The sequence below is a fragment of the Prosthecobacter sp. genome (genome assembly GCF_020439865.1).
In the GTDB taxonomy this organism is placed as follows: Bacteria; Verrucomicrobiota; Verrucomicrobiia; order Verrucomicrobiales; family Verrucomicrobiaceae; genus Prosthecobacter.
The window spans coordinates 24,834-48,541 of sequence record NZ_JAGRPF010000104.1 but is presented as its reverse complement, the minus strand read 5'-3'; the positions used below and the strand labels follow the sequence as shown (position 1 = coordinate 48,541).

22 protein-coding genes are annotated in these 23,708 nt (G+C 59.4%); 17 read left to right on the top strand and 5 right to left on the bottom strand.

What is annotated here, in order from left to right; all coding sequences use genetic code 11:
* Positions 1-59 precede the first annotated feature (59 nt).
* The gene (gene ribD, locus KDL09_RS11750) at positions 60-1,118 is read right to left on the bottom strand and encodes a bifunctional diaminohydroxyphosphoribosylaminopyrimidine deaminase/5-amino-6-(5-phosphoribosylamino)uracil reductase RibD (protein WP_294385003.1); all 1,059 of its coding nucleotides are present in this window, start codon (positions 1,116-1,118) and stop codon (positions 60-62) included.
* A 131-nt stretch (positions 1,119-1,249) separates the two neighbouring features.
* Between ribD and KDL09_RS11745 the strand changes: the two genes are divergently transcribed.
* The 3 genes from KDL09_RS11745 (at position 1,250) to KDL09_RS11735 (ending at position 3,985) form a co-directional block, all read left to right on the top strand.
* Positions 1,250-2,245 (top strand): type II secretion system F family protein, encoded by a 996-nt coding sequence (locus KDL09_RS11745; protein ID WP_294385001.1) that lies wholly within the window; start codon positions 1,250-1,252, stop codon positions 2,243-2,245.
* A gap of 123 nt (positions 2,246-2,368) precedes the next feature.
* Positions 2,369-3,469 (top strand): recombinase RecA, encoded by a 1,101-nt coding sequence (gene recA / locus KDL09_RS11740; protein WP_294384998.1) that lies wholly within the window; start codon positions 2,369-2,371, stop codon positions 3,467-3,469.
* A gap of 108 nt (positions 3,470-3,577) precedes the next feature.
* Positions 3,578-3,985 carry a hypothetical protein gene (locus tag KDL09_RS11735; RefSeq protein ID WP_294384995.1) on the top strand — a complete coding sequence of 136 codons (408 nt, stop codon included), beginning with the start codon at positions 3,578-3,580 and terminating at the stop codon, positions 3,983-3,985.
* A 3-nt stretch (positions 3,986-3,988) separates the two neighbouring features.
* Here the strand turns inward: KDL09_RS11735 and KDL09_RS11730 are convergent, their stop codons facing one another.
* Together KDL09_RS11730 and KDL09_RS11725 are read right to left on the bottom strand one after the other, a co-directional pair.
* Positions 3,989-4,459 carry an RNA pyrophosphohydrolase gene (locus tag KDL09_RS11730; RefSeq protein WP_294384993.1) on the bottom strand — a complete coding sequence of 157 codons (471 nt, stop codon included), beginning with the start codon at positions 4,457-4,459 and terminating at the stop codon, positions 3,989-3,991.
* A gap of 13 nt (positions 4,460-4,472) precedes the next feature.
* Positions 4,473-4,988: a peptidoglycan endopeptidase gene (locus KDL09_RS11725; protein WP_294384991.1), complete on the bottom strand. Its 516-nt coding sequence runs from the start codon at positions 4,986-4,988 to the stop codon at positions 4,473-4,475.
* Positions 4,989-5,077: 89 nt separating this feature from the next.
* Here KDL09_RS11725 and KDL09_RS11720 point away from each other — a divergent pair, with 89 nt between their 5' ends.
* Complete coding sequence (locus KDL09_RS11720; RefSeq protein WP_294384988.1) at positions 5,078-6,004, top strand: ThuA domain-containing protein; 927 nt, start codon at positions 5,078-5,080, stop codon at positions 6,002-6,004.
* Positions 6,005-6,383: 379 nt separating this feature from the next.
* Here KDL09_RS11720 and KDL09_RS11715 read toward each other — a convergent pair whose 3' ends face one another.
* The gene (locus KDL09_RS11715; RefSeq protein ID WP_294384985.1) at positions 6,384-8,300 is read right to left on the bottom strand and encodes a carbon starvation protein A; all 1,917 of its coding nucleotides are present in this window, start codon (positions 8,298-8,300) and stop codon (positions 6,384-6,386) included.
* 155 nt (positions 8,301-8,455) lie between these two features.
* Here KDL09_RS11715 and KDL09_RS11710 point away from each other — a divergent pair, with 155 nt between their 5' ends.
* The 10 genes from KDL09_RS11710 to KDL09_RS11665 all read left to right on the top strand — a co-directional run bounded on the left by KDL09_RS11710 (position 8,456) and on the right by KDL09_RS11665 (position 19,076).
* Positions 8,456-9,670: a PQQ-binding-like beta-propeller repeat protein gene (locus KDL09_RS11710; RefSeq protein WP_294384983.1), complete on the top strand. Its 1,215-nt coding sequence runs from the start codon at positions 8,456-8,458 to the stop codon at positions 9,668-9,670.
* A 21-nt stretch (positions 9,671-9,691) separates the two neighbouring features.
* A complete protein-coding gene (locus KDL09_RS11705) occupies positions 9,692-9,928 on the top strand; it encodes a hypothetical protein (RefSeq protein ID WP_294384981.1) in 237 nt (78 codons plus the stop codon).
* Between the two features lie 332 nt (positions 9,929-10,260).
* Positions 10,261-11,988: a biosynthetic-type acetolactate synthase large subunit gene (gene ilvB / locus KDL09_RS11700; protein ID WP_294384976.1), complete on the top strand. Its 1,728-nt coding sequence runs from the start codon at positions 10,261-10,263 to the stop codon at positions 11,986-11,988.
* A 41-nt stretch (positions 11,989-12,029) separates the two neighbouring features.
* The gene (locus KDL09_RS11695) at positions 12,030-12,812 is read left to right on the top strand and encodes a site-specific DNA-methyltransferase (protein WP_294384974.1); all 783 of its coding nucleotides are present in this window, start codon (positions 12,030-12,032) and stop codon (positions 12,810-12,812) included.
* A gap of 19 nt (positions 12,813-12,831) precedes the next feature.
* Positions 12,832-13,377, top strand: a complete 546-nt coding sequence (gene ilvN, locus KDL09_RS11690; protein WP_294384971.1) for an acetolactate synthase small subunit — start codon at positions 12,832-12,834, stop codon at positions 13,375-13,377.
* A 12-nt stretch (positions 13,378-13,389) separates the two neighbouring features.
* A complete protein-coding gene (locus tag KDL09_RS11685) occupies positions 13,390-14,682 on the top strand; it encodes a glycosyltransferase family 4 protein (protein ID WP_294384968.1) in 1,293 nt (430 codons plus the stop codon).
* A gap of 46 nt (positions 14,683-14,728) precedes the next feature.
* On the top strand, positions 14,729-15,142 hold the full coding sequence (locus tag KDL09_RS11680) for a Minf_1886 family protein (protein WP_294384966.1): 414 nt from the start codon (positions 14,729-14,731) through the stop codon (positions 15,140-15,142).
* Positions 15,139-17,694 (top strand): pitrilysin family protein, encoded by a 2,556-nt coding sequence (locus KDL09_RS11675; RefSeq protein ID WP_294384964.1) that lies wholly within the window; start codon positions 15,139-15,141, stop codon positions 17,692-17,694. Before KDL09_RS11680 ends, KDL09_RS11675 begins: the two co-directional genes overlap by 4 nt.
* 44 nt (positions 17,695-17,738) lie before the next feature.
* Complete coding sequence (locus KDL09_RS11670) at positions 17,739-18,161, top strand: hypothetical protein (RefSeq protein WP_294384962.1); 423 nt, start codon at positions 17,739-17,741, stop codon at positions 18,159-18,161.
* A 435-nt stretch (positions 18,162-18,596) separates the two neighbouring features.
* A complete protein-coding gene (locus KDL09_RS11665; RefSeq protein ID WP_345781088.1) occupies positions 18,597-19,076 on the top strand; it encodes a peptidylprolyl isomerase in 480 nt (159 codons plus the stop codon).
* A 66-nt stretch (positions 19,077-19,142) separates the two neighbouring features.
* Here the strand turns inward: KDL09_RS11665 and KDL09_RS11660 are convergent, their stop codons facing one another.
* Positions 19,143-20,009, bottom strand: a complete 867-nt coding sequence (locus KDL09_RS11660) for a PIG-L family deacetylase (RefSeq protein WP_294384958.1) — start codon at positions 20,007-20,009, stop codon at positions 19,143-19,145.
* 113 nt (positions 20,010-20,122) lie between these two features.
* Between KDL09_RS11660 and KDL09_RS11655 the strand changes: the two genes are divergently transcribed.
* Genes KDL09_RS11655 through KDL09_RS11645 form a run of 3 tightly spaced genes read left to right on the top strand, consistent with a single transcriptional unit; the run spans position 20,123 to position 23,705 of the window.
* Positions 20,123-20,575: a GatB/YqeY domain-containing protein gene (locus KDL09_RS11655; RefSeq protein ID WP_294384954.1), complete on the top strand. Its 453-nt coding sequence runs from the start codon at positions 20,123-20,125 to the stop codon at positions 20,573-20,575.
* Positions 20,576-20,592: 17 nt separating this feature from the next.
* Complete coding sequence (ispD, locus tag KDL09_RS11650) at positions 20,593-21,258, top strand: 2-C-methyl-D-erythritol 4-phosphate cytidylyltransferase (protein WP_294384952.1); 666 nt, start codon at positions 20,593-20,595, stop codon at positions 21,256-21,258.
* An 8-nt stretch (positions 21,259-21,266) separates the two neighbouring features.
* Positions 21,267-23,705 (top strand): MFS transporter, encoded by a 2,439-nt coding sequence (locus KDL09_RS11645; protein ID WP_294384949.1) that lies wholly within the window; start codon positions 21,267-21,269, stop codon positions 23,703-23,705.
* Positions 23,706-23,708: the final 3 nt, after the last annotated feature.

Sequence of the window (23,708 nt, the reverse complement as noted above, 5' to 3'; positions counted from 1 at the left end):
GAGCGTGAGGGACGTCCACGAACGAAGCACCAAGCGTGCCACCCCGCCGCACCGTCCGATCAAGGCTCCTCAGGCCAGATCGGAAAACCATGCATCATCACATTGTCCCCCATCGGGCGGACGGTGACATCATCGAGCCGGATGGACTGGGGCAGCGCAGATCCCGCGAGGGAGGGACGGCCTCCCCCACACAGACGCGGCGCGATGTACCAGTAAACCTCGTCGACAAGTCTCTCTCGAAAGGCCTGACCAAGAATAATCCCGCCTCCTTCGATGAGCACGGAAAGCACACCGCCTTTGCCAAGATCAGCCAGCACCTCAGGCAGATCTTTGCCGCGCATGATGACCGTGCGGTCCTTGAAAGAGTCGGTGAAAATGTGGGAGTGCGGCGGCAGATCACCGCTGCGGGTGAGCACCACACGCCAGGGCTGCATTTTGCCGCTGCCGGAGCTGCCATCACGCAAGGTGAGTTGCGGGTTGTCCTTCCTGATTGTTTCAGCGCCAACAAGGATGGCGTCCACCCGCATGCGCAGCCTGCGACCATGGGCACGGGCGGCGTCATTGGTGATCCACTGGCTTTCACCTGCGGGACGCGTAATGCGGCCGTCGAGGCTCTGCCCTGCCTTGGCGATGACATAAGGAATGCCGGTGGTGATCCATTTCGTAAACGGGCGGATGATCGCACGACACTCGGCCTCCAAAACACCGGCGGTCACTTCGATGCCCGCGAGCAGGAAGATGTCGCGCGACTGCTCGTGGTGCTTGGGGTTCGGATCATAGGCGCCGAACACCACACGCTTGATGCCTGCGGTCTTGATGGCTTCGGTGCATGGAGGTGTACGCCCTGACGTGCAGCAGGGTTCGAGCGTGACGTAGATCGTCGAGCCGCGCAGCAGTTTGGGATTCGACTTCTGTGCATCGCGGATCGCCTCGACCTCGGCGTGGGGCTCGCCGGCCTTGTGATGATAACCGCGCCCGATGACCTTGTCCTGCGCCACGATGACCGCACCGACAGTCGGATTGGGGCTGGTCAAACCGGCACCAAGCTGAGCCTGATCGAGCGCAAGGTGCATCCAGTGCTGGTCGGGAGTTTCTTTGTAGGCGATGGGCGGCGGCATGCGGGGCAAAACGATAGGCGGTGAAAGTGACCCTGAGAAGCAATAAGTATGTCACACGACAGGGCAGCCATTGGCTGTGAGATTTTTGTGCTCGCCGCCGCGAACACGCCGGCGTTAGTCTCTCACCGCTGATGAAACTCTCCGAAAAAGCGCTGCTGTATCGCGAACTGGCCAAACTCGTGGGCGCGGATTTTCATCTGGACCGCTCGATCGACCTGATGCTCAAGCAGCAGCCGTCCCATGCACGCCGCACGTGGCTGCAGGGCCTTCAACTGGGTCTCAAAGAGGGCAAGGGAGTCGCCACCTCGATCACCGATCATTGCGGAGCGTTCTCCGATGCGTTGGAGTTCGCATTGATCGACGCGGGAGAACGCAGCGGCAGGCTGGGAGACGCCTTCAGCCATCTGGCACGTTACTTTGAGGCCTGGGACATGGCGGTGCGGCAGGCGCTCGGGGCGATGGTTTACCCCCTCGTGCTCGCACATCTGGGCATCGTTTTGCCGGAACTGCCCACGATGGTGACCGCCTCGATGGAGGACAAGGACATCTCCCTTTCCGGCATCTTCATGCCTCTCGCGATTCTTTGGCTGATCATCCTGTCGCTCTTCCTGCTCTGGCGCTGGCTGTCCCGGTTGGGCGCTGAATCTGCAGCGGTGGATCAATGGCTGAGCCGCATCCCCCTGATCGGCGGCGTGCGACGGCACTGGGCTCTGGCCCGATTTTCACAAGTGTTTCATGCCTGCCTGCTGGCCTCGATGCGCATGACGGAATGCATGCTTCTCGCAGGCGGCGCCTCGCACAGCGGTATGCTGCGGCACGCAGCGCGTGATGCCGCACAGCGCATCGCGGCGGGAGAAACCATCGCAGGTGCAATGGCGGACGTGCATGGCTTTCCGCTCGTGTTTGTCCATGGAACTGCCACAGCCGAGGAGGCCGGAACCCTCGATCATGAAATGAACCGCTGGGCCGCAGCCGAAGCCATCGAAGCGGGCGACGCCGTTCAGCGTGCGGCGCAGTGGCTGCCCAAAATAGCTTACGGGCTCGTCGTCATGTATGTGGCGTATCGCATCATCACCATGATGACCGGCTACTACGGCGGGATGATGAAGCAGATTGAGAGCCTGTAGTGACAGGTCCGGCTGCCGGAGCCGAATAATCGCGTTCAACGGACGAAAGTGCTTTACGGCATGCCGCAAATGCGCTTTCTGTTCGCCCGAACAGCTTTTATTCACCTTCAATCCACACTAATCATGGCCAGAGCACCCAAAGAATCCGCCGACAATTCCTCCGCCAAGCCCGACAAACTCGCCGAAGCGCGCGGTCGCAATCTCGATCTGGCTATCCAGCAGATTCAAAAGGACTACGGCGAAGGAGCCATCCTCCGCATGGGCGGCGAAGGCGTGAAATCCGACATCAGCGTCATCCCCACCGGCAACCTGTTGATCGACCAAGCGCTCGGAACGGGAGGTTTCCCACGCGGTCGTGTCGTGGAGATCTATGGCCCTGAATCCTCCGGTAAGACGACGCTTACACTCACGGTGATCGCCCAAGCGCAGAAAATGGGGGGCCTCGCTGCCTTCATCGACGTCGAGCACGCCCTCGATCCCGCGTATGCCCGGCGTCTGGGTGTCAAAATGGACGAATTACTCGTCTCACAGCCGAGTTCCGGTGAAGAAGCGTTGCGCATCTGCGAAACACTCGTCCGCTCGAACGCGCTCGACGTCATCGTCATCGACTCCGTGGCCGCACTCGTCACCCGCCAGGAACTGGAAGGCGAAATTGGCGACTCCACCGTCGGCGCCCAGGCCCGCCTCATGAGCGCCGCGCTGCGAAAACTTACGGCCATCATCTCCAAGGCGCGCACCTGCTGCATCTTCACCAACCAGATCCGTGAAAAGATCGGAGTCATGTTCGGCAATCCGGAGACCACCCCTGGCGGCAAGGCCCTGAAATTCTATGCCAGCGTCCGCGTGGACATCCGCCGCATCGGTGCCATCAAGACGACTGACGGCACCGTCACCGGCAACCGCACCAAGGTCAAAGTGGTCAAAAACAAGCTCGCCCCTCCCTACACTGAGGCCGAGTTCGACATCATGTACAACGAGGGCATCTCGAATGTTGGTTCGCTGCTGGATCTCGCGATGGACTTCGACATTCTGCAAAAACGCGGTTCTTGGATCAGCTACAAAGGAACCCAGCTCGCCCAAGGCCGTGACGCAGCGAAAGAGGTGCTGCGCAACGACACAGCCGTCTATTCCGAGATCGAGGCTGCTGTGAAGGCCAAGCAGGCTGAAAAACGAGGCGACGCGCCGCCAGCTGGAAATCCCCCTTCCCTCGCCGACGAAGAGTAGCACACCAGCAAAATGACAGGCGACTTGTGATAGTTTCCTCACATCTCGCCTCGTCGTTTGACTTTCCCTGCTCCGTGCGCCTTTTTTCGCGGTCATTCCGCGACTCGTATGGCTAAACACGGCCAGCAACAGCAGGAAACCTCCGCGAACGAAAAACAATCGTCCTGCGGTGGCAGACAGGCCGTCGTCGAGCTCTGTGAAATCACCTCCTGCGGCCTCGTCTTTTGGTCGCGGCAGCGTTTCGAAATCGGGGCCGAGGTGCAGATGCGCATCAAGCGCTCCGCCCTGCCGCCTGAGATGCTCGCCATGGCAGGAGCAAAGTCAAAATGGGTCATGCTCAGAGGCCTCGTGGTCGCCTGTCCGCCCCGCCGTCGAACCGACGGCTCGCACGGGTTCGAAGTGTCTCTGCTTGTGGACCAGTCATCAGGCAGCCGCCTCCAGTCCCCGAAAGTTCATTCCAAAATGAAATGGTTCACTCCGCGCTGGCGTGGCCTGCGACGTTTCGGGTTGAACTGACCCCTAGGTAAACTCGATGCCGAAGAAATCGAGCATCACCTGGCGATAGACGTGGCGCTTGAATTTCGGCACCCAGTCCATCTGAAACTCGGACGGTTTGATCCACTTAAAACGCGCGAACTCGCGATGCGTTGCATCCAGATTGAAATCCTTGTCCTCGCCGATGAAGCGACACAAAAAGTACGTCTGCTCCTGTCCTCCATAGAAGCCGTATTTCAGCCGCCCCTTGGGGAAAGTGTAGCGATAGCCCTCGCGCCGCTGGACGATTTCCAACAATTCTCGTTTCACTCCGATCTCCTCAGCCAGCTCACGAAACAGCGCCGTCTCTGCATCCTCGCCTTCATCAATGCCACCCTGCGGGAACTGCCACGCTCCCTGAATATTGATGCGCTCCGCCACAAAGATGGTTCCATCCGCCCTCTGCAGGATGGCGGCAGCATTGGGGCGATAAACGATGGCTTCAGAGGGAATCATGACTGCTGAGACCTCATAATCCTGAGGGATGACGCAAGGTGTAGCCTTTGGTGGGCCGCGAACGGCTGCTCCAGCGCGGCCCGTCACTGTCCGCATCACTGTAGCCGGTGTCGAGACGCAATCCGGCGACTTCAACAAACACATGCCCTTTGCGTGCATAGACGGTAATCCACTTCCCTGCACCACTGCGGCCGAAGTTTCGAAAGGCGCCTGACACCGTAGGCGAATCCAGCTTGCCAGCGGCGTGCAGCACATAGGAAACCGTTCCCGAGCAATCGTACGCACTGTCTTCGAATCGCGCATGACCACCTCCGCGTCTGTAGGGCTTGGTGCAAATGCGGTTTCCGGCTGAAATGGCGCGCATCACCGCCGCCGGAGCATTGGCAGGCGGCACAGCCCTGCCGCCGATGATGACCGCCGTCTTGCCCGGGACATACTCATACTCCCAGCGGGAGCCCGCTCTGGAACCGCAATGACACAGCAGCAGACAGAGCGGCAGGAGCAAAAGGTTGAGAAAAAAGCGAGTCATCCACGTCATCGTACGCTGCACCTGCAAAATGACAAGGCGGGCAACGCCGCCTTGCCTTGTTTTCAAAAATCCTCCAGTATCAGGGCCCCATGTTCAAGAAACTCGCAGCTCCGCTCCTCCTGGCCGCCGCCGTGTGCGCCGTGGCTTTTTCCGCCGCACCGGCCAAGCACAAGATTCTCTTTTTCACCAAGTCCAGCGGCTACGAACACGCCGTCATCTCTTGGAAAAACGGCCAGCCCAGCTATGCCGAAAGAGTGCTGCTCGAACTCGGTGAGAAAAACGGATGGGAATTCGAGTTCTCGAAAGACGGCTCCAAGTTCAGCAAAGACTACCTCGCCCAATTCGACGCCGTGTTTTTCTACACCACCGGCGATCTCTGCAGCGAAGGCACCGACAAGAACCCGCCCATGTCTGCCGAAGGCAAGCAGGCGCTGTTTGACTATGTCAAAAGCGGCAAGGGTTTCATCGGCACCCATTCCGCCAGCGACACCTTCCACACCGACAACGAGTCACAGAAGGGCCCCGAACGTTATTTGAACCACGGCGACAAGGCGGACGCCTATGTGCGCTTCCTTGGCGCGGAATTCATCAAGCACGGCGCCCAGCAGGTGGCCAAGAACACCGTGACGGACCCCAAGTTCCCCGGCTTTGCAGGCGTCGGCTCTGAATACGGCTTCCAAGAAGAATGGTACTCACTCAAGGACTTCACCCCTGACATTCATGTGCTCAGTGTCATTGATGCTCCTGCCATGACCGGCAAGGAGTACGAGCGTCCTGCTTATCCGAGCACTTGGGCACGCAAAGAAGGCGCAGGTCGCGTGTGGTACACCGCCATGGGACATCGCGAAGACGTGTGGACCAATCCTACCTTCCAAAGCATTCTCGTGGGCGGCGTGAAGTGGGCGCTCGGCGATGTTGAGGCTGACGTCTATCCGAACCTCAAAGAAACGGCTCCTGGCGCGATGACCAATCCACCCTACGTCGCCCCTCCGCCTCCCAAGCCCGCTAAGAAGTAACTTGAGGGCTTAGTCAGGGCCAAAAAGTCTGCCGCGCATGGCACTGCCGCCCGAGATTTCGGTTTGGCACAGTGACATTTGTTTTTCGAACAAGCCTATGCCGTGTTTGAAAACCTGTCCGGCAGTCGCGGACCGACGACCGAAACGTAGCCCGGCCTTTCAAGGCCGGGAAGATGGCAAAGAGAGTTTCGCCACCCATTCGGTGTCGCAGAGCGACACGCGAACCCGTTGATGTCAGAAGGAGGGTTGGAGCGTCGCGCTGCGACGCGGAACCAAGAGGGCGGGATGTCGTGCCTGTTCTCCCGACCTTGAAAAGGCCGGGCTACAAGACGCCTGCCGCTCTGCGGCAGGCAAGACAACGGAGGTTTTCAAACACGGCCTAGGACCGAGCTGGCAGTGGTGGCAACGGTTCCTCGAGCACGCCGCGCACTTTTGGCCAGATCAACATGGCCTCGATGGCCATCCAGACCTCCAGCGCCAGCACGATGACTCCAACTACTACCAGCAGATAGCTGCCTCCGTTAATCCACTTCTGAACATCCGTCAGCAAGGCCCAGGCCGGAATGGCCATCATGAAGATCATCGGGATGGAAGCAAACCATGTTGGCAATCCACGCCGCAACAGCCAGAAGCTGATGACGACGAAGGACAATCCAGCCAGAAGTTGATTCGTGGCTCCGAAGAGCGGCCAAAGCATGAGACCACCAGTGCCAATCGTTGCCCAGCTCCATTCCTTGCCGGGCGCCGGAAACAGCGCCAGCAGGAAGGCCGTGCCCACGGCGAAGAGCGTGGCACCATGAGTGTTGGTCAACCACACGAGCGGGTTCAGGCTGAAGCCTTTCTTCACCTGACCATGCTCAAACTCCGTGTCGTAAGCTTCTGCCGCCATCGCGCTGGGTGAGACACGCGGCGCGAACGTTGCGGCAAGCTCCTGCACAACGTAGCGCTGGAGACGGGTGGCGGTGTCCAGCGTGGTGCCTGCAAAGCTGGCCACCAGAACGCCCATCAACGCCTTGGCCATGGTTGCCTCGATTCCCAATGCCTGAACGAAGTTTCCTGACCCAACCACGAAGGCAGCAATCGCCTTGCCTCCGGTCACGCCTTTCCAATCGGCATAAACCTGCCCCCACAAAGTGCCGCCATGCACGCCAGGAAACGTGTCCCATCCCAGACCGATCCCCGCGCCTGTCGCCAAAATCACCAGCGTCGCCAGGAAGCCTTCCAGCAGCATCGAACCGTAGCCGACAAACTGCGCGTCATTCTCGCTCTTGATCTGCTTGGAAGAAGTACCGCTGGAGACCAGACAGTGAAAGCCGCTCACAGCTCCGCAGGCAATGGTGACAAACAGGAAAGGAAAGATCGGGGGAGCGTTCAGAGGCGATGCGTTGAAGGCTGGGGCCACCATTTCCAATGTCTGAGGCCCGGCCGTGCCCCCGGAGAAGCCGAAGATCGCCGCCGCCATCAGACCGGCGACAATCATCACGAGGCTGGTCACAAGCTGCAGGCTGTTGATGTAATCACGTGGCTGCAGCAGAATCCACACAGGCATCACACTTGCTGCATAGCAGTAGGCCAAAAGAACCGCCACCCACGCCCAGATCGGCCATGCAGCCAGAGAGGCATTGATGGCCTGAATCGTCCCGCCAATCGCACCACCGCTCGATGTGATTCCCGGACAGCCTGCGCCCAGCCACACGGTGGCATACATCAGTGTCAGTGCGATGATGCTTGGCCAGAGGAGGTTGCCGCCCTTGCGATGCACCTTCACCCCGATCCAGATCGCAATCGGGATCTGCAAAAACACCGGCAGGATGGACTCTGGGAACTGTACAAACACACTCGCAATCACCCAGCCGAAAATCGCCAGCACCACCCACAGCGCAAAAAGCAGAAGCACGAGAAACAGCAGACGCACGCGCTTGTTCAGCAGACGGCCGGCCACTTCTCCCACCGTCATGCCCCGATTGCGCATGCTTACCACCAGCGCGCCGAAATCATGCACGGCCCCGATGAAGATCGAGCCAAACAGCACCCACAAAAGAGCCGGCACCCAGCCCCACATGATCGCCAACGCCGGGCCCACGATCGGTCCCGTGCCGGCGATCGAGGTGAAATGATGACCAAAAACGATGCCTCTTGAGGTGGGCACATAGTCCTGATCATCGTTGATCTCGACGCTCGGCGTCACCGCGTTGCCATCCAGTTTGAAAATCTTCTTTCCCAGCCAGCGACCGTAAGTGTTGTAGGCAATAAGATAGAGAACCAGGGCGCCGAAGGCGATGACAAGCGTGGACATGGATAGAGGGGCAGGTTGAAGAGGCCCTATACTGACCACGGACCAGCCTTCGTGCAATAGTGGAGAGCGTTGCGCACTCGAATCCTGATAGTGTTTTCTCGCCAGTCGCGTTCCCTGCACTTCATATGATCCGTGCTCTCATTTGTACCGCTCTTTTGTCTTCCCTCCTCTCTGCCGCCGACTGGCCGGAGTTCCGTGGTTCTGCCGCACAAGGTCATTCGGATGCCACGAACCTTCCTCTAACTTGGAGCCCCACCTCGCACATTGCATGGAAGACGGCGGTCGCCGGCGTGGGCTGGTCCTCACCGGTGGTGATCGGTGATCGCATCTTTTTGACCTCGGCGCTTCCCGTTGGCGGAGTGGAAGATCCGAAGGCCGACCGCTCGCTTCATGCGATGGCGTTTGATGCCGCAACTGGCAAACCTGCGTGGGATGTGGAGCTCTTCACCGCCGTCGCTCCGCGTGCGCATCGCAAAAACAGCCACGCCAGCCCGACACCGATTTACGAGGACGGGAAGCTTTACGTTCACTTTGGCCACCTCGGCACCGCCTGCCTCGATGCGGCGACAGGCCAGACCGTCTGGGCCACGCAGGAGTACGCCTACTCGCCGGTGCATGGAAATGGCAGCAGCCCGGTGTTGTTTGAAGACCTGCTGATCTTCTCCGCCGATGCCGAGAAGGAACCGAAGGTCATCGCGATCGACAAAACCACCGGCAAGCAGCGCTGGGCCTTCGCCCGCGAGTCGGAGGCGAAGAAGAAGTTCTCCTTCTGCACGCCGCTCATCATCGACGTGAACGGACAGAAGCAGCTCATCACCCCCGGTAGCGGCGTGGTGAACGCGTTGAATCCGAAAACCGGCGAGGAAATCTGGCACTGCTTCTACGATCAAGGCTACAGCGTTGTGCCACGTCCGATTTACGCTCATGGCATGATCTACCTCTCCAGCGGCTACGACAAGCCGGTGCTCTACGCCATCAAGGTCGATGAAAACAGCAAAGGCGACGTCACCGGCACCCACATCGCCTGGACGATCGAAAAGGCCGCGCCGCACAACCCGAGCATGGCCGTCATTGGCGATGAACTCTACTTTGTAGCCGACAACGGCATCCTCACCTGCGCCGATGCCAAAACCGGCCAGGTGCACTACTCCGAGCGCTGCACCGGCCCCATCTCTGCCTCCCTGCTTGTCGCGGATGGCAAACTCTACCTTCAGGACGAAAAAGGCCTCGGCGTCGTCGTCAAACCCGGCAAGACCTTCCGAATCCTCGCCCAGAACGACCTCGGCGAGCGCTCCCTCGCTTCCTACGCCGTCGTTGGTTCGGATCTGCTGATCCGCACGGAAGGGAATCTGTATCGGATCAGGAAGTGACGTCCGGAGGACGCCTGTTTCATGTCCGAGTTCCTCGCCGCCCTTCTTGAGCCCTTGGTGGCTGTCTGCTTGCGGGTGACCAGGCTGTTCGGCTTTTTTCTGCGTGCCGATGATGTCATGATGGAAAACTCCATGGTCGGCGAAGCGGAGATGGACCGGGAAGCAAGGCGATCCTGGCGGCGCTGGGGTGCTAGATGCCTGATTCTAATCATTCTGACCGCCGCGGTGGCGGCGGCTGCGCTTTGGTGGTGTAAATGATGGCCGGAAGAACGTTCCGAAAGCCAGTGCGAAATTTGCACCGACCGGGAAAACGTTTCGGAGGCCGCTCCCAAAATTGACAGCGGTTGGGAAACCGTTTTGGAGGCTGCGCTGAGGACTCGGACGAGGAAGACAACACACTGGAGGCGTATCGCCTGTTTTTTGAAGGCCCGCCTGCCTCAAATCATCCATTTGGGTCATAAACTCAACTTTTTTGGATCGAAAGCAGTCTTCTCAATCTGCATTTGCCTTCAAAAACCAAATTTTCGTTTGTCATTTTAACTTTTGACACCACTTTTGGCGCCCAAATCGCAATTTTCACCCCAATCATCATGAGTCAGCAAAAAATGGACGGCGCGCAGGCGCTCATCAAAACCCTCGCCGATCTCGGCATCGAGTATGTCTTCGGTTACTCCGGCGGGGCTGCCATCCCAATCTTTGATGCTCTCCAGACCGTGAAGACGGACATGAAGTTCATCCTCGTCCGCCACGAGCAGGGTGCCGTGCACATGGCCGACGGTTACGCCCGCGCCACCGGCAAGCCGGCCGTCGTTCTCGTCACCTCCGGCCCCGGCGCTGGCAATACCGTCACCGGTATCATGACCGCCCAGATGGACAGCGTCCCGATGATCATCCTTTGCGGCCAGCAGGTCACCTGGATGCTCGGGAAGGATGCCTTTCAGGAAGCCGACATCTTCAACATCACGTCTCCGGTCGTGAAGCACAACTTCTTGGTCAAGAGCTCGAACGCGCTGCCCCGCGTCGCCAAGGAGGCCTACCACATCGCCACCACCGGTCGACCGGGCCCGGTGCTGATCGACATTCCGAAGGACATCAGCCAGGGGCCCTTCACCGGTTCCTTTGACGAGCCGATGGACCTGCCTGGCTATCACCCCGAAGAGAACTTCAAGATTGATCAGGCCGCCATCAAGGAAGCCGCCCGTTTGATCGCAGGTGCCAAGCGTCCCGTGATCCTCGCCGGTCAGGGCGCGATGATCGCCCGCGCCGACAAAGAACTGCTCACGTTGGCCGAAACGCTCGGCTGTCCGGTCACCACGACTCTGCTCGGCAAGGGCGTCTTCCCGGAAACGCATCCGCTCTCCCTCGGCATGCTGGGCATGCACGGCACCGCCTACGCCAACAAGGCCATCGTCGAAGCCGACCTTATCTTCAATGTCGGCTCCCGCTTCGATGACCGCATCATCGGCAAGCCGCACATGTTTGGCCGCAACGCCAAGCTCATCCACATCGACATCGACGCGGCGGAGTTCAATAAGATGATCAAGGTCGATGTCGCCATCAAAGGCGACGCCAAGGCCGCGCTCAGCGATCTGCTTCCGCTCGTCGAAAAACTCCCGACCGAAGACTGGCTAACCCATCTCGACGGCTACAAGAAGAAGTTCCCGCTCGGTTACAAGAAGCAGGGCGGCCTGCGCATGCAGCAGGTCATCGACGAGCTCTACCAGCTCACGAAGGGCAAGGCCATTGTCACCACCGACGTCGGCCAGCACCAGATGTGGGCCGCACAGTTCTACAAGAACGACGAGAGCTACCACTGGCTCAGCTCCGGCGGAGCCGGCACGATGGGCTTCGGCTTCCCTGCGGCTATCGGCGCCCAGCTTGCCTGCCCGGACAAGACGGTCGTCTGCATCTGCGGTGACGGCGGTTTCCAGATGACCCTGTTCGAACTCGCCACCGCAGCGATCCACAAGCTGCCGATCAAAATCTTGATCCTCAACAACAGCTACCTCGGCATGGTGCGCCAGTGGCAGGAGTTGTTCTTCGAGAACCGCGAAAGCGGTGTCGATCTCATCGGCAATCCCGACTTCGTGAAGCTCGGCGAGGCCTACGGCATCAAAGGCTGGCACATCCGCCGCCCCGCGGACATCGAACGTATCCTGCAGCAGGCCCTCGATTACAACGACGGCCCCTGCATCATCGAAGCGGAGTGCATCAAGACTGAAAACGTCTTCCCGATGATCCCCGCCGGTGCCGCGCTCGAAGACATGCTCACTGAAGCGCCGAAACAGAAAATGGAGAAGCCCACCGGTTCCACGTAATCGCACGGAGGGCGGACCCCGTGTCCGCATTCGATCGGCCGATGAAAACCAACCGCATCATCCAAGGCGACGCACTTCAGGAACTCCAAAAGCTCCCCGATTCCGTCGCCCAAGCCATCATCGCCGATCCACCTTACTTCAACGTTCTCGAGAATGAAGCCTGGGACACCCAATGGAAAACAGCCGCCGACTACCTCGCCTGGTGCGAGGCGTGGGTCGCCGAGTCCATGCGCGTTCTTCGCGATGACGGTCTCTGCTTCATCTTCGGTCAGCTAGGCAAACGCGAACACGCTTTTTTGCATCTCATGTCACGACTCAGTCAGCAGCACCAGTTTCACGATCTCATCATCTGGGATCGTGCGGTGGGCTATGACGAGCGACGTGACAGCTTCACCCCTCAGTACGAGATGATCCTCGTCCTGCGCAAAGGCAACGGTGCAAAGTTCAACAAGGATGCCGTGCGCATCCCCTACGATGCCGCCACCATCGAGCTTTATCTCAAAGACAATCGGTATAAGGACAAGGATGCGCGCCGCAAGCACCTCGAGGCCGGCAAATTCGCCACCAACATCCTTCGCGTGCCCAGCCTGAAAGGGGCGTCGAGGGAAAAATGCGGCCACCCTTCGCAGAAGCCGCTCGATCTCATCGACAAACTCATTCTCTGCTCCACTGACGCGGGCGACCTCGTCATCGATCCCTTCCTCGGCTCCGGCTCCACCGCCGTCTCCGCCAAGCGTCTGAAGCGCAAGTGGCTCGGCATCGAAAAGGACTCCAACTACCTCAAGATCGCCAAGAACCGACTCAAAACCGTCAAATATCTTTAAATCCAACCTCTGAAATCCCATGAGCGACCGCATCCCCGCCACCACTGACAAAAAGCCCGCCCCGCAGGCTGACATCATCAATATTCACACGCTCAGTGTCATGGTGAACAACCAGCCCGGCGTCCTCGGCCGCATCTGCGCCGTTTTCAGCCGCCGCGGTTTCAACATCGAGTCCCTCGTAGTCTCCCAGACGCGTGATCCGCGCTTCAGCCGCATGACCATCGGCATCAGCGGTCATCCAGAGGGCCTGCACCAGATCATCATGCAGGTGAACAAGCTCATCGATGTCATCCACTGCATCGAGCACACTGACCGCGACGCCGTCGCCAAGGAAATGGTGCTCATCAAAATCGCCGCCGGCGCCGCCGAGCGCACGGAGATCCTGCAAATCATTGAGCACTACAATGGCAAGACGGTGGATCTTCAGGAGGACAGCCTGATCGCCCTCATCAGTGGCAACACCGACAAACTCGATGCCGCCGTCCGCCTGCTGACGAAGTTCGACATCGTCGAAACCGTTCGCACCGGCAAAGTCGTGATGGCCCGCGGACTGACTGAGACGTAAAAGCTACTCAGCATGCGCATTCTGCATCTGACCCCCGGCACCGGCAATTTCCACTGCGGAAGCTGCCTGCGCGACCACGCGCTTATCAAAGCATTGCGTGTGCGCGGTCATGATGCGCTCATGGCGCCCCTCTACCTGCCGCTGGTGACAGATCGTGAATTCGGAGCGCAGGAACTCCCGGTGCAGATCGGCGGCATCTCGCTTTTTCTGCAGCAGAAATTCACGTGGTTTCACAAGCTTCCGAAATTTGTTCATCGTTGGCTGAACGCTCCTGACCGGTTGCGCAAAGCCGCCCGCCGCATGGGCATGACCAGCGCGAAGTCGCTAGGTGAGATGGCTCTCGGCAGTCTGCTTGGCACCGAAGGCCGCCAGTGGGGTGAGTGGAAAAAACTCATCGAATGGATCCGCGGTCACGGGAAGTTCGATGTCATCTCCTTGTCCAACAGTCTGCTGACCGGCCTCGCCCCCGCGATCGAAAAGGAGCTCGGCATTCCCATCATCTGCTCATTGCAGGGCGAGGACAGCTTCCTCGACACGCTGCCGGAACCCTACCGTGAACAATGCTGGGAGGCCATGCGCACCAACGCCCGTAGCGTGCGCCGTTTCATTTCACCGAGCCAGTTTTACACCGACCTCATGCACCGGCGGCTCGAAACTGCCCCTGACCAGATCAAGGTCATTCCAAACGGCATCGATGCATCCTCCTTCACCACCGCGTCGCCTGACCCGAACTGGCCGACCATCGGCTACTTCGCCCGCATGATTCATGGCAAAGGTTTGACCACGCTTGTGGACGCTTTCATCGATCTAGCCAAACGCGGAACCGTTCCTCGCGTCAAGCTGCGCATCGGCGGAGCCAAAACACCCGTCGATGACAAGTACGTCGCCGAGTTGGAAGCAAAGATCAGGGCTGCCGGACTGGCAAACCGTGTCGAGTGGCATCCAAATCTGAGCTTTAAAGATAAAGTTCACTTTTTTCACGATCTGACCGTTTTCAGTGTTCCGGCGACCTACGGCGAGGCCTTCGGACTTTACGTCATTGAGGCGGTCGCCAGCGGTGTCCCCGTGGTGCAGCCGGACCATGGTGCTTTTCCAGAGCTCATCGCCGCCACGGAAGGCGGCGTGCTGTGCAAACCGGATGACGCCAAGACGCTCGCCGATGCGCTCGAGTCCCTGCTCAACGACGACGAACTGCGGGAGAAATTCTCCAAAAACGGCATGGCCAAGGTCCGTCAGGAATTCAGCGCCACACGCATGGCGGAGCGGTTTGAAGCCGTTTTACAGGAAGCCATCTCAGCCGCGTGAGCCGTGCATTGACCCTGCTCGTCTCCGCTTCAATATCCGCCCGCCCATGACTTCCATCACCTTCGGCGAGGCCGTCCGGCGCTCGATTCAAAAAGACCCCCGCTACCACCCTGCCGCCTACGAACTGGTGCGCGACGCCCTGCACGTGGCCGCAAAGAAGTTCCGCGATGAGAATGCCGACGACCAGCACGTCAGCGGCCAGGAACTGCTGGCCGGTTTTCGTGAGCACGTCCTTTCCGAATACGGGCCCATGTCCACCGTCATCCTTGATCAGTGGGGGCTCCAGCGCGGCGAAGACGTTGGCAACATCGTCTATAACCTCATTGCCTGCGGTTACTTCGGCAAAAACGAGGGCGACAGCCTCGAAGATTTTGCCGGCGGCTATGATTTTGCCACCGCATTCGCCGCACCGTTTTTGCCGTCGTCCCAGCGCGACACTCTCGAGAAAAAATCCCCATGAAGAAAGTTCTGCAACGCTCCGCCACCGCCCCTTCCTTTCCTTCCGCTGACGCCAGCGTTACCACACTCCCCAACGGTCTTGATGTCATCGTGCGCGAGGATCACGCGCACCCTCTGGTCAGTGTGCAGGTGTGGATCAAAGCAGGCAGCATGCATGAGGAGCAGCACACAGGTGCAGGCATCGCCCACTGTGTGGAGCACATGCTCTTCAAGGGAACTGCGAAACGTGACCCCGCCCAGATCTCCCAGGGAATCCAGGCGCTGGGCGGCTATGTGAACGCTTACACTTCGTTCAACCGCACCGTGTACTGGATCGACGGCCTCGCCGAACACGCCGATGGTTATCTCGACATCCTCGCCGACATGATCCGCCATTCGAAGTTTGATGCCGATGAACTCGCGCGTGAGAAGGACGTCATCCGCCGCGAGATGGCCATGGGGAACGACGATCCTGGCGACACGATCCAGCATCTGATGCAGGCGACAGCATTTCGTCAGCACCCGCTGCGTCATCCCATCATCGGTCATCGCGAAGTCTTTGATCAGATCAGCCGCGCCGACGTCGTCGGTTTCGTGCAGCGGCACTATGTGCCAAACAACGCCTTTGTCGTGATCACGGGCGATGTCGATTCCACAGCGATCCTTGAAACGGTGCGCAGTCACTTTGGCGATTGGAAACGCCGTGCCTTTGATCCTGTGCAGCTTCCAGACGAACCGCGCCAGCAAGGCTGCAGATTCGCCGCGAAAAACTTCGCCACGGAGCTGACGCGCGTCGCGCTGGGCTGGCAGATTCCCGGGGAGAGCCATGCCGATAAGCCCGCGCTCGATGTGTTGGCATTCCTCCTGGGTTCCGGCCGCAGTTCGCGCCTCTATCAGGAACTGCGTGAGAAGCGCAGCATCGCGCACTACGTCTGGGCGGGTGCTTGGTGCGCACCCGAAGTAGGCCTTTTCAATGTCGAGGCTGAGTGCAATCCCGCCGATGTCGAAAAGCTGCGAAAAGGAATGCTTGATGTCATCGCCGTTATGCAAAAGACCGGCCCGGGCCGCGCCGAACTCGAGAAGGCCGTGTGCGCCACGCTCAGCAGCCAAATGCGCACCCTGAGCACCGTCAAAGGCCAGGCCGGCAGCCTGGGCGGCGGATGGCTGCTCTCCGGTTCGCTCGACTATCAGCGCCAGTTCCTCGCAGCGATCACCGCACTCACGCCCGAAGTCATCCGGGATGCCGCGCGCCGCTATTTGCGCCCCGAGGCCATGAGCACCGTCCTGGTCGGGCATGAGGTCGAAGCCGCCAGCAAGGTTTCAACATCTGCCGATTCCTCGCGCCCCGACATTCAGCGTTTCAAACTCAAAAACGGGCTCATCCTGATCGTCGGCGAGAATCCGCGCCTGCCGCTCGTCAGTGTGCGCACGAATTTCCTCGCCGGTGTCCTCGCCGAAACCGACATCACTGCAGGCGTAACACAGATCTCCGCACAGATGCTGCTCAAAGGAACCAAGAAGCGTGCTGCAGCGCAGATCGCCTCCGAACTCGAAAACCGCGGTGGCAGCCTGATGTGCACCGCGGATGCGCATCGCTACATGATCGGTGCCGACGTCATGCGTGGCGACGAAGCTGGTGCGCTCGATCTCCTTGCTGATCTCATCCTGCATCCTGCACTTCCCCAGGCCCAGCTCGCCGACGTGAAGAAGCGCCAGATCGCCAACATCGTCGAAGAGAAGGAAGACCCGCTCACCGTGGCGATGCGCAAAGCACGCCGCGAAATCTTCGCCGGACAGCCCTTCCACCGCACCGCGCTCGGCACCGAGCAAACCGTTGCGGCCCTTAAGCTCTCCGACTGCCGCGCCATGCTGAATGCCAGCTTCGCCACCGGCAACGGTGTCGTTTCCGTCTTCGGCGATGTCAAAGCAGCCGAGATCAAGAAGCTGGTCGAAAAGACCTTCGCCAAACTTCCGCGCGGTCCGCGCCAGATCGCCCACGCGCGCGAATACCACGCCAGCGCCAAACCTGCCGCGTGGACCGAGCATCTCGACAAAGAGCAGGCTGTCATCGTGGTCGGCTTCCGCACCGTCGGCCTTGAAGACCGGGATGTGCATGCGCTCAACCTCATTGACGAAGCTTGCAGCGACATGGGCAGCCGCCTGTTCAATCGCATCCGCGAAGAGCTCGGCCTCGCCTACTATGTCGGTGCTCAAAATTTCGCCGCCATGGGCGCAGGCGCCTTCTACTTCTACGTCGGCACGGACCCCAAGAAGGTGAAGCTCGCTGAAAAGGAACTCATGGCACAGATCAATGATCTCGCCGCCAACGGCCTGCATATCGACGAGATCGACCGTGCCCGCGTGACCTGGCGCTCCTCCTGGCTGCGCGCCCAGCAGGGCAACACAGGAATGGCCGACATCTGTGCTTGGAACGAAGTCAACGGCCTCGGCTGGGACCACTATCAAAAGCTTCCCGGCATCATCGCTGACATCAGTTCCAAGGAGGTCCAGCGCGTGGCCGCGAAGTACTTCGGTGAGAAGAAAGCATTCATCGTGCGAGTGCTGCCAAAGTGAGTTTTCACGTGACACATACAACGGTTCTCTGATAAACGCCCGCTATGGAGCAATCACATTTGGACCGTGTCTCAGCCCTCGAATTGGAAATCCGTGAGTGGGCGCTTGGCATTCGATGTTTGTTTGCGGTCCTGAATGTCCTGCCGCTCTACTACTGCACCCGCGTGCTGCTAGCTGCACCGAGGTTCGAAACGATCTTTGAAGACATGCTGGGCTCGAAGCAGAAATTACCAGTGTTGACGCGGCTGGTGCTGCAAAACAGCATGTCTTTGCTCGCAGTGGCATGGCTGATGGCCTTGGCTGCCATCACGATGATCTTCACCTTGAAACAAGGGCGCCATGTATGGGTGTCGGCAGTAGTTTCAGCGGCAGTTCTGATTTTGTCTGGCCACCTCGTTGCGACTGTTCTGGTGGATCCTCTGGTGACGATCATTGCAAACCTCTCCGGGGGCAGCGGAATACCCTAAGGTAAAAAAACTGAATTTCGCCGCCAGACTTGGCCCGACGGCTGCTCTATTCAAGACTCAGTTGGGGCGCAAGCTTCACAAACATTTCCTGGGTTCGCTCAGGGAAACACACAACGAGCTGGGGAGTCGCTTCATGGTTGGGACTCCTTGGTCACCTAAAGGCCCGGAGGGATTTTGGTTGGGTCCCTCCGGGCCGAGTTGTTTTCAGACACCGGCATGCGGTGCGGCTCCTATGACTGCGCCTTCGCGCGCAGGCGGGACGAAGATTTTGATCATTGCAAATGAGGGAGCTCCGTGGCTCATTCCCGTTCCCACCCAACCCCAACTATGAAATCAATCGCACCGACTCTTGCCGCCTTCGTCATCACGTTTGCCGGTCTGACCGGAACAACCCCAGCCCAAACCGTGAGTGACGCCAAACCTGTGAAAATCGTGATGGAAACCTCCAAAGGCACCATCGAACTCGAACTCGACGCCGCCAAGGCCCCCATTTCCGTCGCCAATTTTGTGAAGTATGTGAAGAAAGGCTTTTATGACGGCCTGATCTTCCACCGTGTGATCCCTGACTTCATGGTCCAGGGCGGCGGTTTCACCCCTGACATGCAGCAGAAGGAAACGGACGGTAACATCGAAAACGAAGCCAAGAACGGCCTGAAGAACGTGAAGGGCTCCATCGCCATGGCCCGCACGCCCAATCCACACAGCGCCAGCTCCCAGTTCTTCATCAATCTCAAGGACAACAGCTTCCTCGACTACCCCGGTCAGGACGGCTGGGGCTACTGCGTGTTCGGCAAAGTAACCAAAGGCATGGACGTCGTCGATGCCATGGCTGCTGTCGCCACAGGCCGCAAAGGCCCCCACGGTGACGTGCCCAACGAGCCAATCGTCATCAAAAGCGCCAAGCTCGCCGAGTAATCGCTCCGAGAACTTTGATTCAGGATCTCAATGCCAGCCGGTCGCTCCGGCTGGCATTTTTTGTGGCTACATAAACTTCTTCACGCGATCGCGCACATCACCGACCAGACGTTCCGCATAGTTCACCGCGTACTCGACCGGGCACAGGCTGTCATCCTTCGTCAACGGCGTCAGATCCATCGCAAACGTCAGCAGGTTCGTGTTGTCTGTCGTGTGCGAGTCAAAGTAGGTCGCGTTTGCGTGGCGCAGCCCCTCTTCGGCCAGATCATACCGCTTTCCGCCGCTGATCTGCGAATCAAACACGCCCAGCAGCGGGCGCAGCATGTGCGGGTGCTTGTCCACCCAGAGCATCACTTTGTCATCAGAGAGCAGCCAGTCGAGCTTCCGCCAGACTTCGCAGCCATACACCGTCTCCGGACGCATCTCCGGTGGCAGTTCCCGAATGGCCTCCAGGCAGCGCAAAAAAGTCGCCACGTGGGTGTCATGCCTGTCGCACGGATTGTGGAGATACAAAATCTTGGGCTGGGCGTGCTCCAGAATAAACTTCAAATCCTCCACTGCCGGCGCATGTCTGGGCTTTTTGATATCCTCGCTCGGATAGCCAAGCTGCACCATGATACTGTACTCTCCCACATAGGCCGCCTTGCGCTGCTCGATGAGACGCACCTTCTGCATCTCCTCGTCGGTATACTTCTCATACGGCCCCTTGCGCGGGCTGCCCGCACCGTCCGTGACCACCACGCCGCCGAACCACTGGTCTTCGCTATGAAAGCACTCGGTGATGCCGTGATACGCAGCGATTTCTAGATCGTCCTGGTGGGAGACAATGCCCAGATGCGTCACACGACGCAGGGCAGTCCAGGGTTCGGTTTCGTCAGGGATGTAAAGATCGTGTTTGGGATGTCGGAATTGCACAGTAAATTGACCATGCACGGCGGCCCGGGCTGTGCAAAGGCCAATCCATTCGGCGCTCCCTAACAGGTGGACAAAGGCCGCCGCCACGCCATGATCGCGGGCCAGCTTAACCCAACCACGCCACCTTTCCGATGAGCTTCATCTCCCAGATTTCCGAAGATCTTAAAAACGCCATGCGCGCCAAGGACACCGTGGCTCTCAACGTGATCCGCAACCTCAAGTCGGCCCTTAAGTATGCCGCCATCGAAAAACTCGGCGCGGACGGAGAACTGGGCGACACCGACGCGCTTGCCGTCGTGCGCAAGGAGATCAAGAAACTGCAGGACTCCGTGGATGGGGCTGAAAAAGCCGGTCGTCCGGAAGCGGTGGACGCCGCCAAAGCCGAGATCGCCGTTCTGGAAAAGTATCTCCCTGCCGCCATGAGTGCCGACGAACTGGCCAAACTCGTCGAGACCGTCATCGCAGAACTCGGCGCCACATCCAAGAAAGACATGGGCGGCGTGATGAAGGCGCTACAGGAGCGCGTCGCTGGACGTGCCGACAGCAAGTCGATCTCGACCGAAGTCGCAAAACGCCTCGCGTAACCGACCCGAACGTCTTCATGACTTCCGCCATCATCGTTGCCGCTGGCAGCAGCCGTCGCATGGGCTTCAACAAGCTCCTGGCCCAGCTCAGCGGCGAACCCGTCTTGCGACGCACGATCGGCGTGTTTCAAAAGTGCGCGGTCATTGACGAAATCATCGTCGTCACCAGCGATGCCTTGCGCATGGAAGTCGATGTGTGGCGCTCCAGCGGCGCCGAGAAGGTCACGCAAATCATCATTGGCGGCGCTGAGCGCCATCTCTCCGTACAGGCGGGTCTCCGGGCATTGAACCCGGCCTGTGACATCGTCGCCGTGCATGATGGCGCGCGTCCGCTCATTTCTGTGGCGCAGATCACCCGCTGCGTGGAAGCGGCCAGACAGAAGGCCGCTGTCGCCTGCGCCCGCCCGATGACCGAAACGCTCAAGCGCTGTGACGGCGAAGACCGCATCATCGATTCCATCGACCGCTCGAATGCCTGGATCATGGAGACCCCGCAGGTCTTCCAAAAAGACATTCTGATGCGGTCCTACGAAGCGGTGATTCGCGACGGCCTTCTCGTCACTGACGAAGTTTCCGCCGTGCAACATCTTGGAGAGCCCGTGTTTGTGATCGAAAACTTCGAGCCGAATCCGAAAATCACGTTTCCAGCCGACATCGCGCTGGCGGAACGTTTTGTGGACTGAACGCCGCCATGCCCGAATACGCCGCCCTCGACAACGCACCGAACCTGCCACGCCGGAACTGGGCGTCCATTGTTCTCGTGCTCATCGTTCAGGCGCTGAATTCGTTCAGCGACAACTTTGTCAAAATGCTGCTGATCGCCCTGTCGATCATCATCGCCCGCGACTCGTGGGTGGGCCGCCATATGGAGCTTTGGCTTGGCGCGATCTTCTCACTGCCCTACATGCTGTTTGCCCCCCTCGCCGGCTACTGGTCGGACCGATTCTCCAAGCGCAACGTCATCATCTGGATGCAGGTCATGCAGATCATCTGCTTTGCATGGCTCGCCCTTGCCCTGTGGATGAAGCGTGTTCCCGGTTCGCTCGAAATCTGCCTTGTCGGATTCTTCGTGCTGGCGGTCCAGGCGGCGGTGCTCAGCCCGGCGAAGATGGGCATCATGAAGGAGCTCGCAGGCTCACGCCGACTCGGACGCGTCTCAGGCTGGCTGCAAGTCACGATGCTCGCAGGCATCCTCGGCGGCATGTGGGCCGGCGGCATCTGGTATGGCACTGAGTATGAAAAGACGGGCGATGCTTGGATGTCGGCGCTCTGGCCGCTCATCATCATCAGCATCTTCGGCATCGGAGAACTGATCGCCGCCCTCTGCATCCAGCAGACGCCGTCGCATCATGACGTTCACTGGCGCAAAGGCATGGCCTTGGAGCACTTTGAGAGTCTCAAAATCGTCTTCCGCCGGCGTTCTGTCCGCCTCGCGGCTCTCGGGGTCACTTACTTTTGGTTCATCTCCAACGCGCTGAGCTTCATCCTCGTCACGCTCACCAAAGAATTACATCCGGACACGGGTCATGGCGACGGGCCGATGGAACTCGCGAAGGTCGCCGGTATTCTTGGCATCGGTGTGATCAGCGGCAGCTTCTTCGCGTCGCACATCAGCAAAAACCGCATCGAACTAGGCCTGATCCCGCTCGGCGGGTTTGGCCTTGTGGCTGGTCTGCTCTGGTCCGGTCTCGCCTCCCTGGGCAGCAGTTGGATGTATGCGGGCATCATCTTCACCGGTGCTGCAGGCGGTTGCTTCATGGTGCCGCTTTACGCCTTCGCCCAGGACAAGGCGGAGAAAAATGAAAAGGCGCGCATTCATGCCGGGATGAACCTGATGGACTGCCTCGGCACGCTTGTCGCCGTGGCCATCGTTGCCTTGATGAAATGGCTCGAACTCAGTTCCTCGACCCAGTTTATCCTGCTCTCAATTCCGACCTTCGCGGCCGCTGTTTACACGATGCGCCTGCTTCCCCAGGACCTCGTCCGCTTCCTCATGCTCGCCGCCGTGCGCGCCCTCTACAAGGTGAAGCCTGTGAATGTGGACCGCATTCCGGAGACCGGCGGCGTGCTGCTGCTGCCCAATCATGTGAGCTATGTCGATGCTCTCATCGTCGGCTCCGCCAGTCGCCGTCCGGTGCGCTTCGTCATGTGGGATGCGCTTTACAATCTTTGGTGGCTGAAATGGCTCATGCGTCTCGTCGGCACCGTGCCAATCTCCGCGACACGTGCCAAGGACGCCATCCGCTCCGTCGCCACAGCTCTCAAGGAAGGCGAGGTCGTCTGCCTGTTCCCCGAAGGCCAGATCACCCGTCACGGCATGGTGAACGAACTGCGCAAAGGCTTCGAGCTCATGGCGCGTCAGGCGGATGCGCATGTTGTTCCCGTCTATCTCGACGGTCTCTACGGCAGCATCTTTTCCTTCCAAGGCGGCAAGTTCTTCACCAAACGCCCCAAGCATCTGCGCTATCCCGTCGAAGTGCATTTCGGCGAACCGTTAGCTGCGCGCGAAGCCACCACAGAGGCCGTTCGCCGTTCGATGCTCGCCCTTAGCGACGAGGCCTTTCTCGGACGCAAAAGCTGGACACACGCCGGCGAGGACAAGGTGGCCTTTGCCAATGCCAAACGCCTTGCCGAAGTGGAATGGCATCGCGCTGGAGATGTTTTCGTCAGTCTGGAGCCAGAAGGAAGTGTCGTTCACCGAACCGTGAAGGCGCTCACCCAGTTGATCCCCGGATCCAAATACGTCGAATGCCCGAGCGAAGCCCACGCCACGCATCTCATTGCTTTTGGCACGCGCGCGACTCTCTCGAAACTCACAGGCCACGAACGCCTCGCCTTTTGCCTCGACAGCGACATCACCTCAACGTCCCCTGCCCCGGCTCTGCGCGGTTACATTGATGCGGAGACCGGCATCCTCGTCTCCGTCGAGGTTCCTGATCCACCGATGCCGGCGAATGACAAAGACGAACAGTTCGGCCGGAAACCCAATTCAATCGGCCGCCTGCTGCCAGGACTTCGCATCGAATCCACCGCCGACGGCGTGTGCATCAGCGGCCTCATGCCAGACGACGAACGCACCGTGAGCATCGCAGGTGTCAAACTCGACGACCAGGGCTTCCTCGTCGGCTGATTT

What these genes read in the sequence shown, in the direction of transcription:
- KDL09_RS11665 (WP_345781088.1), top strand. Translation starts at nt 18,597, where the DNA reads ATGGAAACCTCCAAAGGCACCATCGAACTCGAACTCGACGCCGCCAAG.
- KDL09_RS11725 (WP_294384991.1), bottom strand. Translation starts at nt 4,988, where the DNA reads ATGACTCGCTTTTTTCTCAACCTTTTGCTCCTGCCGCTCTGTCTGCTG.
- ilvB (WP_294384976.1), top strand. Translation starts at nt 10,261, where the DNA reads ATGAGTCAGCAAAAAATGGACGGCGCGCAGGCGCTCATCAAAACCCTC.
- recA (WP_294384998.1), top strand. Translation starts at nt 2,369, where the DNA reads ATGGCCAGAGCACCCAAAGAATCCGCCGACAATTCCTCCGCCAAGCCC.
- KDL09_RS11670 (WP_294384962.1), top strand. Translation starts at nt 17,739, where the DNA reads ATGGAGCAATCACATTTGGACCGTGTCTCAGCCCTCGAATTGGAAATC.
- KDL09_RS11730 (WP_294384993.1), bottom strand. Translation starts at nt 4,459, where the DNA reads ATGATTCCCTCTGAAGCCATCGTTTATCGCCCCAATGCTGCCGCCATC.
- KDL09_RS11685 (WP_294384968.1), top strand. Translation starts at nt 13,390, where the DNA reads ATGCGCATTCTGCATCTGACCCCCGGCACCGGCAATTTCCACTGCGGA.
- KDL09_RS11645 (WP_294384949.1), top strand. Translation starts at nt 21,267, where the DNA reads ATGCCCGAATACGCCGCCCTCGACAACGCACCGAACCTGCCACGCCGG.
- ispD (WP_294384952.1), top strand. Translation starts at nt 20,593, where the DNA reads ATGACTTCCGCCATCATCGTTGCCGCTGGCAGCAGCCGTCGCATGGGC.
- KDL09_RS11680 (WP_294384966.1), top strand. Translation starts at nt 14,729, where the DNA reads ATGACTTCCATCACCTTCGGCGAGGCCGTCCGGCGCTCGATTCAAAAA.
- KDL09_RS11705 (WP_294384981.1), top strand. Translation starts at nt 9,692, where the DNA reads ATGTCCGAGTTCCTCGCCGCCCTTCTTGAGCCCTTGGTGGCTGTCTGC.
- ribD (WP_294385003.1), bottom strand. Translation starts at nt 1,118, where the DNA reads ATGCCGCCGCCCATCGCCTACAAAGAAACTCCCGACCAGCACTGGATG.
- KDL09_RS11720 (WP_294384988.1), top strand. Translation starts at nt 5,078, where the DNA reads ATGTTCAAGAAACTCGCAGCTCCGCTCCTCCTGGCCGCCGCCGTGTGC.
- KDL09_RS11655 (WP_294384954.1), top strand. Translation starts at nt 20,123, where the DNA reads ATGAGCTTCATCTCCCAGATTTCCGAAGATCTTAAAAACGCCATGCGC.
- ilvN (WP_294384971.1), top strand. Translation starts at nt 12,832, where the DNA reads ATGAGCGACCGCATCCCCGCCACCACTGACAAAAAGCCCGCCCCGCAG.
- KDL09_RS11695 (WP_294384974.1), top strand. Translation starts at nt 12,030, where the DNA reads ATGAAAACCAACCGCATCATCCAAGGCGACGCACTTCAGGAACTCCAA.
- KDL09_RS11675 (WP_294384964.1), top strand. Translation starts at nt 15,139, where the DNA reads ATGAAGAAAGTTCTGCAACGCTCCGCCACCGCCCCTTCCTTTCCTTCC.
- KDL09_RS11745 (WP_294385001.1), top strand. Translation starts at nt 1,250, where the DNA reads ATGAAACTCTCCGAAAAAGCGCTGCTGTATCGCGAACTGGCCAAACTC.
- KDL09_RS11715 (WP_294384985.1), bottom strand. Translation starts at nt 8,300, where the DNA reads ATGTCCACGCTTGTCATCGCCTTCGGCGCCCTGGTTCTCTATCTTATT.
- KDL09_RS11735 (WP_294384995.1), top strand. Translation starts at nt 3,578, where the DNA reads ATGGCTAAACACGGCCAGCAACAGCAGGAAACCTCCGCGAACGAAAAA.